Genomic DNA, 14,497 nt, shown 5'->3' on the forward strand with positions numbered 1-14,497 from the left:
AAAGCGCTGCCGTACCTGTTCCGCGCCCCCGCCGCGCGCCCTCGGCCTTCCCCTTCCGCCTTTCCCGCCTCTTCGGCCTCCGCCTCTTCCCCTCCTAGTCCTTCCCGACCAAGGTCAGCAAGGTCACCTCTGGCGGGCAGGCGAACCGTACCGGCGTGTAGCGGTTGGTTCCGCAGCCTGCCGAAACGTGCAGGTAGGACGTGTGGCCCTCCGCCGTGTGCGTCGAGAGGCCCTTCACGCGCTTCGCGTCCAGGTCGCAGTTGGTGACCAGGGCGCCGTAGAAGGGGACGCAGATCTGGCCGCCGTGGGTGTGGCCGGCCAGGATCAGGGGGTAGCCGTCCGCCGTGTAGGCGTCCAGGACCCGCAGGTACGGCGCGTGCACCACGCCCATCGAGAAGTCGGACGACGTCGACGGGCCGCCGGCCACCTTCGCGTAGCGGTCGCGCTTGATGTGCGGGTCGTCCAGACCCGTCAGCTCGATCGACGCGCCCTCGACCTTCAGCACGCCCCGGGTGTTCGTCAGGTTCAGCCAGCCCGCCGCGTCGAAACCCTCGCGCAGGTCCTCCCACGGGTTGTGGACCACGTCGACGACCGGCGGGTTGCCGTTCAGGCCGTGGCGTCCCTGGGCCTTCTCGAGGAGATAGCGGGCGGGATTACGCGGCCGCGGGCCGTAGTAGTCGTTCGAGCCGAAGACGTACGCGCCCGGGAACTCCATCAGCGGGCCCAGGGCGTCCAGGACCTCGGGCACGCCCTCCGGGTCGGACAGGTTGTCGCCCGTGTTGATCACGAAGTCGGGGCGCAGGCCGGCCAGGGAACGCAGCCAGCGCTGCTTCTTGCGCTGTCCGCCGACCATGTGGATGTCGGAGACCTGCAACACGCGCAGGGGACGCATCCCGGCGGGGAGGACGGGGACCGTCACCCGTCGCAGGCGGAACGAGCGGGCTTCGAAGCCCGCCGCGTACACCAGACCGGCGGCGCCGGCCGCCGCAATGGACAGTGGTACTCCGTATCGCGCGCGCATACGTCCATCGTGTCAGACGCCGCCAACGTCCTTTGCCCCGCCGCCCCTTAAATCGGGGCGTGCGGCTACCGACACCTGCGACAATCACACGCATGACCACGCTCAAGTCGAAGCTGCAGGAAGACCTCAACGCCGCGATCAAGGAGCGCGACGAGCTCCGCTCCTCGACGCTCCGGCTCACGCTGACCGCCATCACCAAGGAGGAGGTCGCGGGCAAGGAGAAGCGCGAGCTCTCCGACGACGAGGTCCTCAAGGTGATCACCAAGGAGGCGAAGAAGCGCCGTGAGGCCGCCGACGCCTTCGCGCAGGGTGGGCGGGCCGCATCGGCCGAGCGGGAGAAGGCGGAGGGCGAGCTGCTCGCCACCTACCTGCCCAAGCAGCTCGGCGAAGAGGAGCTGCACGACATCGTCGCCCAGGCCGTCGCGGAGGCGAGGGCGGCCGGTGCCGAGGGGCCGCGGGCGATGGGCGCCGTCATGAAGATCGTGAACCCGAAGGTGGCGGGTCTGGCCGAGGGCGGCCGCGTCGCCGCTGTCGTGAAGAAGCTGCTCGCGGGCTGACCCCGGGCCAAGCCGGTCCGCCCCCGGGACCAGCCCCCGGGCTGATCCCGGGGGCTGACCCCGGGTTTAACCGGTCCCAGTCCACCCTCGGGCTGAGTCCGAGCTGACCCAGCGCCCCCCAGTCCACCCCCAGTCCATCCCTGGGCTGATCCCGGGCTGCCCCCGGATTTCTGCCCCGGGCTGGCCCCGGGCACGTGCCTCTTCTGTACATCCGCCTCCGCCGAGCGCCACGGGCCCCAAACGGCGTACGGCGCCCGCACGGCGTACGGCGCCCGCACGGCGCCCGGCGCCCGGCGCCCGCACGGCGAGCGGCCGCGCACGACGAACGGCCCTCGCACGGCGACCGGTCCCCGCACGACGAACGGCCCCCACCTCGCCGTACGAGAAGAATTCCCGTACGAGAAGCAGGGGCCGTTCGCAATGGGGCCGTTCGCTGGAGGGCCGGTCGCCTCAGTCTCAGCCGCGTCCGCCGTTGCCGTTTCCGTTGCTCTGGCCCTGGAAGAACGTGCCTCCGTCGTTGGAGTTGCCGCCGTTCGTCGTGCCGTTGGTGAGCAGGCCGGTGAGGAAGCCGTCGTCCTCGTTGCCGGTGTTGCCGGTGTTGCCGTCCCCGTTGTCGCCGTCGTCGTTGTTCTCGTTGCCGCGGTCCTTGTCGGGCGGCTTCGGGATGTCGACGAGGTTGAAGGGCGGGGCTTCCTTGCCCTCGAGCGCGCCGGTCATGGCGTCGCGCCAGATCGGTCCGGGGGTGTCGCCGCCGTAGACCTGGGAGTGGTAGACGCCGCCGATGGTGATGTTGGTCATCTCGACCTTCTGGGTGGCGCTGCCGACCCAGACGGCGCCCGCGAGGTTCGGGGTGTAACCGACGAACCAGGCGTTCTTGCGGGAGTCCGTGGTACCGGTCTTACCGGCGTTCGCGCGGCCGGACAGGCCGGCCTGCTGGCCGGTACCGGAGTCGGTCACACCGCTCAGCAGCGTGTTGACGGTGTCCGCGGTCTTCTCGCTCATCGCGCGCGAGCAGGTCGACTTCGGCACCTCCAGCGACTTCTTCGCGCCGCCCACGGTCTGGGTGATCGACTCGATCGCGACCGGGGTGCAGTACATGCCCCGGCTGGCGAAGGCCGCGTACGCGCTCGCCATCGTCAGGGGGGAGAGGCCGGTGGAGCCGAGGGTCATCGACGAGGGCACCTCGGGGACCTTGTCGCCGTTGCCCTGGACCACGCCCAGCTTGTCGGTCATCTTCACCACGGGGCACATGCCGATGTCGGCGAGCATCTGCACGAAGTAGGTGTTGACCGACAGTTCCATGGCCTTCTTCAGCTGGTACGGGCCCTTCTCGGACTCGCTCTCGTTCTCCAGCTTGTCATTGCCCTCGTTGGTCCACGGCTTGCTGCTGCACGTCTGGACGGTGTCCGGGTACGGCATCTCGTACGGCGCCGGGTAGCTCTGGTTCGCCGGGCGGCCCTCCTCCAGCGCGGCCGCGGCCACGAACGGCTTGAAGGTGGAGCCGGTCGGGAAACCGTAGTTCGAGCCGCCCATGGAGGCGTTGACGGAGTAGTTGTACTCGGTCTCGTTCTTGCCGTAGCCGTACGGCTTCGACTGGCCCATGCCGAGGATCTTGCCGGTGCCGGGCTCGACGAGCGTGGCGGCCGCGGCGACCTTGTCCGACTTGTAGACGTGGTCCTTGAGCGAGTCCTGGACGGACTTCTGGGACTGCGGTTCGAGCGTCGTCCTGATCGTCAGGCCGCCCTGGTTCCAGAGCTTCGCCCGCACTTCCTTGGTCTTGCCGAAGACCGGGTCGCTGAGGAAGACGCGTTCCACGTACTTGCAGAAGAAGCTGGCGCCCTTCACGGCGGTGATGCAGCCGTTCTTCGGCTGGGTGACCTTCAGGCCGAGCGGGGCCTGCTGCGCCTTCGCGGCCTCGGCCTGGGTGATGTCACCGACCTCGGCCATGCGCTGCAGCACGACGTTTCGGCGGTTGGTGGCCGTGACGTCGTCCTTGACCGGGTCGTAGACGCTCGGGGACTGGACGATGCCGGCCAGCAGCGCCGCCTGGGGGAGGGTGAGGTCCTTGGCGTGCGTGGAGAAGTAGCGCTGTGAGGCCGCCTCGACGCCGTATGCCTGCTCGCCGAAGAACGTGATGTTCAGGTAGTTCTCGAGGATCTTCTTCTTGCCGAGCTCCTCCTCCACCTGGATCGCGTACTTCAGCTCCTTGATCTTGCGGCCGATGGTCTGCTCGGTGGCCTGCGCGACCTTCGTCGGGTCGTCGCCCGCCTCCTCCACGAAGACGTTCTTCACGTACTGCTGGGTGAGCGTGGAGGCGCCCTGGGATACGCCGCTGCTCTGCACGTTCTTGTTGAGCGCGCGGAGCATGCCCTTCAGGTCGACCGCGCCGTGCTCGTAGAAGCGCGAGTCCTCGATCGCGACGATCGCCTTCTGCATGTACGGCGACATGTTCTTGAGGTCGACCACCGTGCGGTCCCGCGAGTAGACCGTGGCGATCTGGCCGCCTTCGGCGTCGAGGATCGTGGTGCGCTGGCTCAGCGGGGGCGTCTTGAGGTTGGCCGGGAGTTCGTCGAACGACTCCACCGACCCCTTGGCGGCGAGGCCCAGCGCGCCGAACGCGGGCAGGGCGATACCGGCCAGCAGGGCTCCCGCGAGCACACTGACACCGAGGAACTTGGCGGCCTGCTGCGTTGGCGACAGACCACCGCCCGAGCGCTTCTTTGGCATGGGGGCAGCCTACGTTCTCATTCGCCGGACACGCGTCAATGCCTTGGCCTAAGCTGCTCTCAACTGTCACAGCAGCAGGGCTACGTATCAATACGTCCGGCGACCCCGAATCGTTCCGGAGGTTCCCCGACTTTCTGATGGGGACGTGTCCGAATCCGCCTTGTGTGTCACCCGGCGTCCGTTGTGACTCAACTGAACTATCCCGGTTGCCGGGAAAGTCGCATATGTCGCGGGCTCACTCCCCCGGGTGATCTGCCGCTTACGCATAGTCCGTTCGGGCCATTCAAGATTGGGCCCGAAGGGGGTGTTGCGCTGTGCCCACCTTCCGTAACGTCCTCAACTGGCGGCGGTGAATATGCCGCTGCCGCCGTGGGGGAGCCTCGATTCGGGAGAGGACGGCGCCGGTATGGGCTGGGTAACCGACTGGAGTGCGCAGGCTGCCTGCCGCACTACCGATCCGGATGAACTGTTCGTTCAGGGAGCAGCGCAGAACAGGGCCAAGGCGGTGTGCACCGGATGTCCGGTACGCACCGAGTGCCTGGCCGACGCGCTCGACAACCGTGTCGAGTTCGGTGTGTGGGGAGGCATGACCGAGCGCGAGCGCCGCGCACTGCTGCGCAGGCGTCCGACTGTGACCTCCTGGCGCCGCCTGCTGGAGACGGCGCGTTCGGAGTACGAGCGTGGGGCCGGCATCCTGCCGCTCGACGACGACCAGATCTACGAGAACTACGCGGCGGTGGGCTGAGGAGAACCCTCGGCTCAGGCGTCGGCAGCCTCGGGCAGCTCCGGCTGGTTGGCCGCGAGCCGGTTCCCGATGTCCCGCAGCCCCGTGAGGTCATGCACGTCGCCGGGGAGCGCGGCCACTTCGGACACCGCGACCTCGGGGTGCAGCGCGGTGAAGCGGTCACGCGTGCGCTGCTCACGGGAGAGCAGGTGCATGCGTTCCGCGTGCAGTCTCAGCAGGGCTGCGGTGAGGTCGTCCACGGTCCGGTCCGCGTCCGCGCCGGAAGGCACGCCGGTGTGCGTGTCGGCGCTCGCTGTCCGGTCCGTGTCGGTGGCCGTGGGCCGGTTCGCGCCGGTGGGGGCGTCGCGCTCCGGATCGGTTGCGGGAGATTCTGAACTGCCGTACGTGTCGGGAGAGTTACGAAGACCAGCTTTCCCGCCGTCCTGATCCACAATGCGGGGCTCTTCAAGATTTTCCGCAGCACGGGTATGGACGAGGTCGAGGTTCTCCGCAGCGGCGAGCGCCCGCTCGGCGGACAGCTGGGCGGCGCCGCTGCCGTGCACGCGGTTCAGCACCAGGCCGGCCAGTGGCATGTCCTCGGCTGCCAGCCGCTCCACGAAGTACGCGGCCTCCCGCAGCGCGTCCCGCTCGGGAGCCGCCACCACCAGGAACGCCGTGCCGGGCGCCTGGAGCAGTTTGTACGTGGCGTCCGCGCGCGTACGAAAGCCGCCGAACATCGAGTCCATCGCCGCGATGAACGTCTGCACGTCCTTCAGCAGCTGTCCGCCGAGCACCTTGCCGAGCGCGCCGGTCATCATCGACATCCCGACGTTCAGGAACTTCATCCCCGCGCGGCCCCCGACCTTGGCGGGCGCGAGCAGGACGCGGATCAGCTTGCCGTCCAGGAACGACCCGAGCCGCTTGGGCGCGTCAAGGAAGTCCAGCGCCGAGCGGGACGGCGGTGTGTCGACGACGATCAGGTCCCACTCGTCGCGCGCGCGCAGCTGTCCCAGCTTCTCCATCGCCATGTACTCCTGCGTGCCCGCGAAGCCCGCCGAGAGCGACTGGTAGAACGGGTTGCCCAGGATCGCGGTCGCCCGGTCGCCGTCCGCGTGCGCCTCGACGATCTCGTCGAAGGTGCGCTTCATGTCGAGCATCATGGCGTGCAGTTCGCCGTCCCCCTCGACGCCTTTGACGCGGCGCGGGGTGTTGTCCAGCGAGTCGATGCCCATGGACTGGGCGAGCCGGCGGGCCGGATCGATGGTCAGGACCACCACCTTGCGGCCCCGCTCGGCCGCCCGGAGCCCCAGCGCCGCCGCCGTGGTCGTCTTGCCGACGCCGCCCGAGCCGCAGCACACCACGATGCGGGTCGACGGGTCGTCGAGCAGTGGGTCGAGGTCCAGCACGGGCGCGGAGGAGATGCGCCGGGTGCTTCCCTGGTCGTGAGTCTGGTCCGGACTCATGCGATCCCCTGCTTCCGCAGTTCGTTGGCGAGCTGGTACAGGCCCGCGAGGTCCATGCCCTCGGCGAGCAACGGCAGTTCGTGCAGTGGCAGGTCGAGTTCGCCGAGGGCCGCGCGCTGCTCGTGCTCCAGCGCGTGCCGCTCGGCGTACTCCTCGGCCTGCTGGAGGAGCGGATCCACCAGCCGCTCGGCGTGCCCCCCGCGCCGCGCTCCGCCGAGCCCGGCGGCGGACAGCGACCGGGCGACAGAGGAACGAGTCACGCTCCGTACGAGTTCCAGTCCGTCCTCGTCCAGCACCTCGGGCCGCACCATGTTGACGATGACCCGCCCCACCGGAAGCTTCGCCGCCCGCAGCTCGGCGATACCGTCCGCGGTCTCCTGGACGGGCATCTCCTCGAGCAGGGTCACCAGGTGCACGGCCGTCTCCGACGACTTCAGCACTCGCATCACGGCCTGCGCCTGATTGTGTATCGGGCCGATCCTGGCCAGCCCGGCGACCTCGTCGTTGACGTTCAGGAAGCGGGTGACGCGTCCCGTGGGCGGGGCGTCCATGACGACGTAGTCGTACACGAACCGTCCGTTGCGGTCCTTGCGGCGTACCGCCTCGCACGCCTTGCCGGTGAGGAGCACGTCCCTCACGCCGGGCGCGATGGTGGTGGCGAAGTCGATGGCGCCGAGCTTCTTCAGGGCCCGTCCGGCGCCTCCCAGTTTGTAGAACATCTGGAGGTAGTCCAGAAGGGCCAGTTCGGGATCGATGGCCAGTGCGTACACCTCACCGCCCCCCGAGGCGACGGCGATCTTGCGTTCCTCATAGGGCAACGCCTGAGTCTCGAAGAGCTGTGCGATGCCCTGCCGACCCTCCACCTCGACGAGAAGCGTCCGCTTCCCTGCCGTGGCGAGGGCCAGCGCGAGGGCCGCGGCGACCGTCGTCTTACCGGTCCCGCCCTTGCCACTGACGACCTGGAGCCTGCTCACGTCTTCGAGCGTAACCATTCGGCGCCCGAGGCAATCGGGAGACTGTGGACAAGGGGGGCCGATATCGGCCACATGGCCCGTGGAACGGGCCCTCCGACGACAGCGGATACAGTCGGCCCCATGACCAAGTGGGAATACGCAACCGTGCCGCTGCTCGTCCACGCAACGAAGCAGATTCTGGACACCTGGGGCGAGGACGGCTGGGAGCTCGTCCAGGTCGTGCCCGGGCCGAACAACCCGGAGCAGCTCGTCGCCTACCTGAAGCGGGCGAAGGCGTGAGCGCGGTCGAGACGAGGCTCGCCGAGCTCGGGCTGACCCTGCCGGCGGTCGTGCCGCCCCTCGCGGCCTACCAGCCCGCCGTGCGGTCCGGACCGTACGTGTACACGGCCGGCCAGCTGCCCATGGTGGACGGCAAGCTGCCGATCACCGGCAAGGTCGGCGCCGAGGTCACCCCAGAGGAGGCCAAGGAGCTGGCCCGCACCTGCGCGCTGAACGCCCTGGCCGCCGTCAAGTCGGTCGCGGGCGACCTGGACCGCATCGCGCGCGTGGTGAAGGTCGTCGGCTTCGTGGCGTCGGCCTCGGACTTCACCGGCCAGCCCGCCGTCCTCAACGGCGCGAGCGAACTGCTGGGCGAGGTCCTCGGCGACAAGGGCGTGCACGCGCGCAGCGCGGTGGGTGTCGCGGTGCTGCCGCTGGACGCGCCCGTCGAGGTCGAGATCCAGGTGGAGCTCGTCCCGTAGTCGCTTCCGTCCCGTAGGCGCCTCCGCCCTGTGGGCGCCTTCCGGACGCCCTCCCGGGTGCCGCGCCGGCATCCCGGAGGCGTCCCCCCAGGCACCCCGTGGAGGGGCTCTGACCTCGGGGGCCTCTCGAACATTCGCGCACCACGGGATAGCCTCGCGACCATGGCGAATGGGCAGTGGTTCCCCCAGGACTGGCCGGAACGCATCCGCGCGCTCGCGGACGGCGCCCTCACTCCGGTCGTCCCGAAGCGCGCGGCCACCGTCATGCTCCTGAAGGACACCGACGGCGGCCCTGTCGTCCACATGCTGCGCAGACGCGCTTCCATGGCCTTCGCCGGTGGCGCGTACGCCTATCCCGGTGGCGGCGTCGACCCACGCGACGACGACCTTCACGTCCGCTGGGCGGGCCCCACGCGCGCGTGGTGGGCCGAGCGGCTGGGCGTCGACGAGACGGCGGCCCAGGCGATCGTCTGCGCGGCGGTGCGCGAGACCTACGAGGAGGCCGGCGTCCTGCTCGCCGGACCGACGCCCGATTCCGTCGTGGGCGACACCACGGGCGCCGACTGGGAGACCGACCGGGCCGCGGTGGCCGCCCGTGAAGTGTCCTTCGCCGAGTTCCTCGACCGCCGTGGCCTGGTCCTGCGCTCCGACCTCCTCGGAGCCTGGACACGGTGGATCACGCCGGAGTTCGAGTCCCGTCGTTACGACACCTGGTTCTTCGTGGCCGCGCTTCCCGAGGGCCAGCGCACCCGCAACGCCTCCACCGAGGCCGACCGCACGGTGTGGATCCGCCCGGCGGACGCGGCGGCCTCGTACGACAGGGGCGAGCTGCTGATGATGCCGCCCACGATCGCGACGCTGCGCCGGCTCGTCCCGTACGCCACGGCCGCCGAGGCACTCGCCGCGGCCCCGGAGCGCGACCTGACGCCGGTCCTGGCGCGGGCCCGCCTGGAGGAGGGCGAGGTCGTGCTGTCGTGGCCGGGGCACGACGAGTTCACCAAGCACATCCCGACGGAGACGACCGCCGTGGCGGACCCGACCGCCGTGACGGACGCGCGCGGGGGCTCCGCATGACGCACACGGACTTCCGCAGGCGGGCGGACGCGAGCGGTCTTCGACACCGGCCCCGTGGCGACCGGCGGGTCCTTCACGGGCCCCTCCTGCCGCCTGGAGCGCCTCGATGCGCCGCGCCGGTCGCCGGCCCCGGCCGCCCAGGTGACGTTCCGTCCAGCCCTATGGAAGGCCCGTTCGCATGACCGACGCAGCCGCTCTCCCCGGACAGCCGCGAGGCGGGGTCCTCTCCGGCCCGGCCACCCCGCGCGCGGTCAACGTCCTCGCGCCGAACGCGTCCGCGATGACCCTGGACGGCACGAACACCTGGATCGTGTCGGAGCCCGACTCGGACCTCGCGGTCGTCATCGATCCGGGCCCGCTGGACGACGGCCATCTCCGCGCGGTCGTCGACACCGCCGAACGGGCCGGCAAGCGCGTCGCGCTGACCCTGCTGACGCACGGCCACCCCGATCACGCCGAGGGCGCAGCCCGCTTCGCCGCGCTGACCGGCACGAAGGTGCGGGCCCTGGACCCGGCGCTGCGGCTGGGCGATGAGGGTCTGGCCGCCGGGAACGTGATCACGGTGGGCGGCCTGGAACTGCGGGTCGTCCCGACGCCCGGTCACACCGCCGACTCCCTCTGCTTCCACCTCCCGGCCGACCGGGCCGTGCTGACCGGCGACACGGTCCTCGGCCGGGGTACGACCGTCGTCGCGCATCCCGACGGCCGCCTGGGCGACTACCTGGACTCCCTGCGCCGGCTGAGGTCCCTCACGGTCGACGACGGCGTCCACACCGTCCTCCCGGGCCACGGACCGGTCCTGGAGGACGCACAGGGCGTCGTGGAGTTCTACCTCGCCCACCGTGCCCACCGCCTCGCCCAGGTCGAGACGGCCGTCGAGGACGGCTACGGCACCCCCGCCCAGGTCGTCGCCCGTGTGTACGCCGACGTCGACCGCTCGCTGTGGCCGGCGGCCGAGTTGTCCGTACGGGCGCAGCTGGAGTACCTGAGGGAGCACGGGCTCATCCAGGGACCGGCCTAAGGCTCCTTGGGCCTGTCGGCCTTCACGCCGTGCACGCGCGCGTACTCCTCGGCGAGCCAGGGGCCGAGATCGTCGACGTAGGACGCGAGGACCGCGCTGTCGCCGGTCGGCTCGTAGCCGAGGACAGCCGCCGCCCGCAGCTCCTCCGCACGCTGCGGGTAGTAGAGGCCGAAGGCCTCCGCCATCTCGTGCAGGTCGCTCGTCCAGCCGTTCCAGCGGGGCATGACGAGCGTGAACGCGGTGCGCACGAGCCGACGGGACATGACCCGGACGAGAGGTCGCAGGGCCTCCTCGGAGTCGGCCGCCGAGGCGATGCGCTCGCGCCAGCGCGGCAGGACGAGGGCGAGGTCGCCGTTGGTCTCGCGCGCGAGCAGGGAGTCCGGACGGTAGTGCGGGAGGTACTCGGCGAGATCCTCTCCGAGCAGCGGCGTGCACAGGCACGCGAGGAACCACCCCAGGTCGTGTCTCTCCAGGTCGCTGAGCACGCGCGCGTGGCCGACGAGCAGCGTCCCGCCACCGTCGATCTGCGGGAACTCCTTGTCGAGGGCCTCGTCGAGCGCACGGCCGTCGGTCCGGTCGGCGTCGGTCGGCTCCTCCCGCAGGACGACGAGAAGGTCCAGATCGCTGCGGCCCTCACGCGCGGTACCGCGCGGAATCGACCCGTAGAGGTACGCGCTGTGCAGCCGGTCTCCGAAGACGTCCGGGATCCGTTCCCGGGCCGCCAGCACGACGGGCCGAAAAGCGTCGGCCACGCGCGCGAGGGAGCCTTCGCGCGCGATGTTTCCCCGGGAGTCGAGGCCTCGGAAGAGAGACGTTTCTGCCATGAGCCCACTGTGCTGCCTCACAAGCGTTCCGGCGGACCGTTTTCCGGCGGGGGAGGCGGCACGACAGTCAGCGCGGGAGGAGGCACGCTGTGGACGCCGGCACGGGGGCGGAGGCCGGTGCGGACGCGGACGCGGAGACAAGCCCGTCCTGCGAAGGAGGGCAAGCCCCTCAGGGCCGACCGCCGACCGCCGACAAACGACAGCCGGGGACGCCGGCCCCGGTCACGCTCACACCGGCGACCGGCGACCGGCGACCGGCGACCGGCGAACCGAGCCGCCGACGAAGCTCACACAGTCGACCTCGTCGGCCTCGTAGGCCGTGGCCGACGCGACGGCTAGCGTGACCGCTTGGCCAGTCGCTCCACGTCCAGCAGGATGACCGCACGTGCCTCCAGGCGCAGCCACCCGCGCTGGGCGAAGTCCGCCAGCGCCTTGTTCACGGTCTCGCGCGACGCGCCGACGAGCTGGGCCAGCTCCTCCTGCGTCAGGTCGTGGACGACGTGGATGCCCTCTTCGGACTGCACGCCGAAGCGGCGCGAGAGGTCCAGCAGAGCACGGGCCACCCGGCCGGGGACATCCGAGAAGACCAGGTCCGACATGGCGTCGTTGGTCTTGCGCAGACGCCGCGCGACGGCGCGCAGCAGCGCGGTGGCCACCTCGGGCCGGGCGTTCAGCCAGGGCTGGAGGTCGCCGTGGCCGAGACCGAGGAGCTTGACCTCGGTGAGGGCGGTGGCGGTCGCCGTGCGCGGGCCCGGGTCGAAGAGCGACAGCTCTCCGATCAGCTCGCTGGGACCCACCACGGCCAGCATGTTCTCCCGGCCGTCCGGGGAGGTGCGGTGGAGCTTGACCTTGCCCTCGGTGACGACGTAGAGCCGGTCGCCCGGGTCACCTTCGTGGAAGAGGGAGTCACCACGGGCCAGAGTCACCTCGCTCATGGAGGCGCGCAGTTCTGCGGCCTGCTCGTCGTCGAGTGCCGCGAAGAGCGGGTTGCGCCGCAGAACGTCGTCCACGAGTTCTCTCCTTGTCGACCTGCTCAGGGGATCTTGCTCCCCCGCTTACCAGGGGACCGTGTTCCCCATTTTGCTGGACGTTCCAAAACAGTGTGATCTGTCACAAGGATGCCGCACACGTGTCCCGAGGTAAGCGGCAGGGGTCCAATTGGGGGCCGATCTTCAGGGTCCGGGGCGGATGTCGGTGTCGGGCTTTAGGCTGGCCGAGTGTCCAAAACGCCGGTGAGAGCACAGGCCAAGGGGGCTGGGCGGGTGGCTGTACGTCGCGTTTCCGCTGTGGGCGAACAGGACCCCGGCGGTGGTAGGAAAGCGTCAAAGGTGACAAACGAGATGCCTGCGAAGAAAGCGGCCGACAGTGGTAAGGCGGCCGTCAAGAAGGTCGCGGCCAAGCGCGCCGCAACCAAGGCCCCGACGGACAAGGCCCCGACTGACAAGGACGCAGCGCGCAAGGACGCACCGGGCAGAGGGGCCGCGGAGAAGGACGCCGTGAGCAGGAGTGCCGCGGTGGGCAAGCCCGAGTCCCGTACCGCTCTCGTCCGCCGTGCCCGTCGCATCAACCGCGAGCTAGCCGAGATCTACCCCTATGCCCATCCCGAGCTGGACTTCGAGAATCCGTTCCAACTGGTGGTCGCCACCGTTCTGTCCGCCCAGACCACCGACCTGCGGGTGAACCAGACCACGCCCGCCCTCTTCGCCAAGTACCCCACCCCCGAGGACCTCGCCGCCGCCGCTCCGGAGGAGGTCGAGGAGATCCTCCGTCCCACCGGCTTCTTCCGGGCCAAGACCAAGTCGGTGATGGGTCTCTCCAAGGCCCTGGTGGAGGAGTTCGGCGGTGAGGTCCCCGGTCGGCTCGAGGACCTGGTCAAGCTGCCTGGCGTCGGCCGCAAGACCGCCTTCGTGGTGCTGGGGAACGCGTTCGGCCGGCCCGGGATCACCGTGGACACGCACTTCCAGCGGCTCGTACGGCGCTGGCGGTGGACGGAGGCGACCGAGCCCGACAAGATCGAGGCGGCCGTCGGCGCGCTCTTCCCCAAGAGTGACTGGACGATGCTTTCGCACCACGTGATCTTCCACGGCCGCCGCATCTGCCACGCCCGCAAGCCGGCCTGCGGCGCCTGTCCCATCGCCCCGCTCTGCCCGGCGTACGGCGAGGGCGAGACGGACCCGGAGAAGGCGAAGAAGCTGCTGAAGTACGAGAAGGGCGGCTTCCCCGGCCAGCGTCTGAACCCGCCCCAGTCCTACCTGGACGCGGGCGGCAGGCCGGCCCCGCCGCTGGGGGCCGGATGAGGGAAGGGCTGACGCCGGTCGGCACCCGAACGACGCGTACGACCCGCACGATGCGGACGACCCGCAGGACGCGTGCCGCCCACGCGACGGGTACGGCCGCCACGACGCGTACGACTCGCATGACGCGTGCCGGCCGCACGACGGGTACAAGGGGTACGGCACGCAGGACACCTGCGGCGACGGGTACGGCCCGCACGACGGGTGCGGCCCGCAGGACACCCGTGACACACACGATCGGGGGACGGCCCGCGGAACGATCTGTCGGTTCCCGGGCGTTGGACAGGGCAGAACGGGGGGTGGTGTGCCGATGACACGTGCGAGCAACACGCAGGGCGGTGCGGTGGCGCTGAGCAAAGAAGGCCTGCCCGCCTGGCTGGACCCGGTGGTGCACGCTGTGGAGACGGTCCAGCCCCTCCAGCTCAGCCGCTTCCTGCCCCCGGAGAACGGCGCGGGGCGCCAGTCCGCCGTCCTGATCCTGTTCGGTGAGGGGGAGCGCGGCCCCGAGCTGTTGCTCATGGAGCGCGCCAGCTCCCTGCGCTCCCACCCCGGCCAGCCCTCTTTCCCGGGTGGCGCCCTCGACCCGCAGGACGGCGACCCGCACGGCGACGGGCCGCTCCGGGCCGCCCTGCGCGAGGCCGAGGAGGAGACCGGGCTCGATCCGGCCGGCGTCCAGCTCTTCGGTGTGCTGCCCAAGTTGTACATCCCGGTCAGCGGCTTCGTCGTCACCCCGGTTCTGGGCTGGTGGCGTGAGCCGAGCCCGGTCGGCGTCGTCGACCCGGCGGAGACGGCCCGCGTCTTCACCGTTCCCGTGGCGGATCTCACGGACGCGGACAACCGTGCCATGGCCTTGCACCCCAGTGGTCACCGCGGCCCGGCATTTCTGGTCGAATCCGCCCTGGTGTGGGGTTTCACGGCCGGTGTGATCGACCGCCTGCTGCACTTCGCGGGCTGGGAGCGCCCCTGGGACCGCGAGAAGCAGGTCCCGCTCGACTGGCGGTCATGACAGGGTGTCCACCGTGCTGTGTATGTCCGGGGGAAGCTGTGCCCCATCGCCGCTTCGCGGCGGGTCGGACCC

14 protein-coding genes are annotated in these 14,497 nt (G+C 70.4%); 8 read left to right on the forward strand and 6 right to left on the reverse strand.

The annotated features are described in order from the left end of the window. Positions 1 to 94: 94 nt before the first annotated feature. Positions 95 to 1,021: a metallophosphoesterase gene (locus QF030_RS23365; RefSeq protein WP_307164594.1), complete on the reverse strand. Its 927-nt coding sequence runs from the start codon at positions 1,019 to 1,021 to the stop codon at positions 95 to 97. Positions 1,022 to 1,113: 92 nt separating this feature from the next. Here QF030_RS23365 and QF030_RS23370 point away from each other — a divergent pair, with 92 nt between their 5' ends. Then, positions 1,114 to 1,578 carry a GatB/YqeY domain-containing protein gene (locus QF030_RS23370; protein WP_307164595.1) on the forward strand — a complete coding sequence of 155 codons (465 nt, stop codon included), beginning with the start codon at positions 1,114 to 1,116 and terminating at the stop codon, positions 1,576 to 1,578. A 456-nt stretch (positions 1,579 to 2,034) separates the two neighbouring features. Here QF030_RS23370 and QF030_RS23375 read toward each other — a convergent pair whose 3' ends face one another. Beyond that, positions 2,035 to 4,305 carry a transglycosylase domain-containing protein gene (locus QF030_RS23375; RefSeq protein ID WP_307164596.1) on the reverse strand — a complete coding sequence of 757 codons (2,271 nt, stop codon included), beginning with the start codon at positions 4,303 to 4,305 and terminating at the stop codon, positions 2,035 to 2,037. Between the two features lie 406 nt (positions 4,306 to 4,711). Here QF030_RS23375 and wblA point away from each other — a divergent pair, with 406 nt between their 5' ends. After that, positions 4,712 to 5,050 (forward strand): transcriptional regulator WblA, encoded by a 339-nt coding sequence (wblA, locus tag QF030_RS23380; protein WP_062651442.1) that lies wholly within the window; start codon positions 4,712 to 4,714, stop codon positions 5,048 to 5,050. Between the two features lie 14 nt (positions 5,051 to 5,064). On the opposite strand, the gene QF030_RS23385 is transcribed toward wblA, so the two are convergent. Next, positions 5,065 to 6,492, reverse strand: a complete 1,428-nt coding sequence (locus QF030_RS23385; protein ID WP_307164597.1) for an ArsA family ATPase — start codon at positions 6,490 to 6,492, stop codon at positions 5,065 to 5,067. Further along, positions 6,489 to 7,466 carry an ArsA-related P-loop ATPase gene (locus QF030_RS23390; RefSeq protein ID WP_307164598.1) on the reverse strand — a complete coding sequence of 326 codons (978 nt, stop codon included), beginning with the start codon at positions 7,464 to 7,466 and terminating at the stop codon, positions 6,489 to 6,491. Before QF030_RS23390 ends, QF030_RS23385 begins: the two co-directional genes overlap by 4 nt. A 120-nt stretch (positions 7,467 to 7,586) precedes the next feature. Here QF030_RS23390 and QF030_RS23395 point away from each other — a divergent pair, with 120 nt between their 5' ends. The 4 genes from QF030_RS23395 (at position 7,587) to QF030_RS23410 (ending at position 10,301) form a co-directional block, all read left to right on the forward strand. Then, positions 7,587 to 7,745 carry a DUF4177 domain-containing protein gene (locus QF030_RS23395; RefSeq protein ID WP_020129281.1) on the forward strand — a complete coding sequence of 53 codons (159 nt, stop codon included), beginning with the start codon at positions 7,587 to 7,589 and terminating at the stop codon, positions 7,743 to 7,745. Beyond that, positions 7,742 to 8,206, forward strand: coding sequence for a RidA family protein (locus QF030_RS23400; protein WP_307164599.1), 465 nt, complete (start codon positions 7,742 to 7,744; stop codon positions 8,204 to 8,206). Before QF030_RS23395 ends, QF030_RS23400 begins: the two co-directional genes overlap by 4 nt. A 162-nt stretch (positions 8,207 to 8,368) precedes the next feature. After that, on the forward strand, positions 8,369 to 9,280 hold the full coding sequence (locus QF030_RS23405; protein WP_307164600.1) for an NUDIX hydrolase: 912 nt from the start codon (positions 8,369 to 8,371) through the stop codon (positions 9,278 to 9,280). Between the two features lie 178 nt (positions 9,281 to 9,458). Further along, positions 9,459 to 10,301, forward strand: a complete 843-nt coding sequence (locus QF030_RS23410; protein ID WP_307164601.1) for an MBL fold metallo-hydrolase — start codon at positions 9,459 to 9,461, stop codon at positions 10,299 to 10,301. Here the strand turns inward: QF030_RS23410 and QF030_RS23415 are convergent. Continuing rightward, positions 10,298 to 11,125, reverse strand: coding sequence for a nucleotidyltransferase domain-containing protein (locus tag QF030_RS23415; RefSeq protein ID WP_307164602.1), 828 nt, complete (start codon positions 11,123 to 11,125; stop codon positions 10,298 to 10,300). The two genes, QF030_RS23410 and QF030_RS23415, sit on opposite strands and share 4 nt — an antisense overlap. A 335-nt stretch (positions 11,126 to 11,460) precedes the next feature. Next, positions 11,461 to 12,135, reverse strand: a complete 675-nt coding sequence (locus QF030_RS23420; RefSeq protein ID WP_020129286.1) for a Crp/Fnr family transcriptional regulator — start codon at positions 12,133 to 12,135, stop codon at positions 11,461 to 11,463. A gap of 330 nt (positions 12,136 to 12,465) precedes the next feature. On the opposite strand from QF030_RS23420, the gene nth reads away from it, so the two are divergent. Together nth and QF030_RS23430 are read left to right on the forward strand one after the other, a co-directional pair. After that, positions 12,466 to 13,422 (forward strand): endonuclease III, encoded by a 957-nt coding sequence (nth, locus tag QF030_RS23425; protein ID WP_307164603.1) that lies wholly within the window; start codon positions 12,466 to 12,468, stop codon positions 13,420 to 13,422. Positions 13,423 to 13,729: 307 nt separating this feature from the next. Continuing rightward, positions 13,730 to 14,425, forward strand: a complete 696-nt coding sequence (locus tag QF030_RS23430) for an NUDIX hydrolase (protein ID WP_307164604.1) — start codon at positions 13,730 to 13,732, stop codon at positions 14,423 to 14,425. Positions 14,426 to 14,497 lie beyond the last annotated feature (72 nt).

This window comes from Streptomyces rishiriensis, from assembly GCF_030815485.1.
GTDB classification, from domain to species: domain Bacteria; phylum Actinomycetota; class Actinomycetes; order Streptomycetales; family Streptomycetaceae; genus Streptomyces; species Streptomyces rishiriensis_A.